Source organism: Streptomyces sp. NPDC004647 (assembly GCF_040609575.1).
In the GTDB taxonomy this organism is placed as follows: Bacteria; Actinomycetota; Actinomycetes; order Streptomycetales; family Streptomycetaceae; genus Streptomyces.
Map to the genome: position 1 here is coordinate 1 of NZ_JBEXKU010000202.1, position 1,765 is coordinate 1,765.

Genomic DNA, 1,765 nt, shown 5'->3' on the forward strand with positions numbered 1-1,765 from the left:
CTCCGGTTTCGATGCGACGGTGTGGCCGCCGACCGGTGCGGAGGCTCTCGATGTTGAGGGTTGCTATGAGCGGTTCGCCGAGCTGGGGTTCGCGTACGGTCCGGTGTTCCAGGGCCTGCGTGCCGCCTGGCGGCGTGATGGTGAGATCTTCGCCGAGGTGAGCCTTCCGGAGAGCGCGGAGGGTGACGCGGCCGCGTTCGGTCTGCACCCCGCACTGCTGGACTCCGCTCTGCACGCTTCCCTGCTCGCCGGTGACGGGGGCGAAGGCGGTGGTGGTCTGCCGTTCTCGTGGGAGGGTGTGTCGCTGCACGCGGCAGGTGCTTCGACCCTGCGGGTGCGGCTCGCTCCGGTCGGTAAGGACGCGATGTCCGTGGCCGCCGCCGACACCTCCGGCCGGCCGGTCGCTTCCGTCGATTCGCTGCTCGTACGGGCGGTGTCCGGCGAGCAGCTGAACGGGCCCACCGGGGCAGGCAGGGACTCACTGTTCGGTGTGGAGTGGACGCCGGTGGCGGCCGTGACCGAGTCGGACATTCCCGGGTCGGTCACCGTCCTCGGACCGGACACCTTCGGACTCACCGAGGTACTGGCGAAGTCCGGTACGGGCGTCGAGACGTACGCCGATCTGGTGTCGCTCGCGGCCGGGGAGTCCCCGGTGCCGGGGGTCGTGCTGGTGCCCGTACTCGGCGCAGCGGACGGGGCCGCGGACGGTGCCGCGGCAGGGGCCGTATCCGGCTCGGTGCGCGAGGTCGTGTCCCGGGCGCTGGGACAGCTCCAGCAGTGGCTGGCCGAGGAGCGGTTCACCGGTTCGCGGCTGGTGTTCGTCACCCGAGGAGCCGTGGCCGTGGACGGCGGCACAGTCGCCGACCTGGCGGCGGCCTCCGTATGGGGTCTGGTGCGCTCCGCGCACTCGGAGAACCCGGGCTGCTTCGGGCTTCTGGATCTCGACCCGGCGGATGACGCCGACACGTTGGTGCCGCTGACCCGGGCTCTCGGCTCCGACGAGCCGCAGTTGGTCCTCCGAGGAGGTGCGGTCAGGGCCGCCAGGCTGGACCGCGTGACCCTCCCGGAGCCTGTCACCCCGGCTGACGGAGGGACAGGAGAGGGCTGGGAGCGGGGCGGCACCGTACTGATCACCGGCGGTACGGGTGGTCTGGGTGGCGTACTGGCCCGGCATCTGGTTGCGGAACGCGGCGTGCGCCGCCTGCTGCTGCTCAGCCGCCGGGGTCTCGGCGCGGAGGGCGCGGAAGCGCTCGTCGAGGAGCTGGAGCTGCTCGGCGCCGACGTCACGGCCGCGGTCTGTGATGTCGCCGACCGGGGCGCGCTGGCCGAGGTGTTGGCCGCCGTACCCGCCGAGCATCCGGTCTCGGCGGTCGTGCACACGGCTGGTGTGCTGGATGACGGTGTGGTCGGTTCGTTGACGCCGGAGCGGCTGGATACGGTCCTGCGGCCGAAGGTGGATGCGGCGTGGCATCTGCACGAGCTGACCCGCGGTCTCGGGCTGGCGGCGTTCGTGGTGTTCTCGTCCGTGGCCGGTGTGTTCGGTGGTGCGGGGCAGGGTAACTACGCTGCCGCGAATACCTTCCTGGATGCCTTGGTGGCGCGTCGGCGGGCGGAGGGTCTGCCGGGTGTGTCGCTGGCCTGGGGTCCGTGGGACCAGGCGGGGGGGATGACCGGGAGCGTGGCCGAGGCGGACATGCAGCGGCTGGCCCGCTCGGGAATGCCGCCGCTCTCCGTCGAGCAGGGAATCGCGCTGTTCGACGCGGCG

The 1,765-nt window shown here is 72.1% G+C and carries 1 protein-coding gene; it reads left to right on the top strand.

What is annotated here, in order from left to right:
* On the top strand, window positions 1-1,765 hold a 1,765-nt coding region (locus ABZW18_RS34670), incomplete at both ends, for an SDR family oxidoreductase (RefSeq protein ID WP_356195483.1).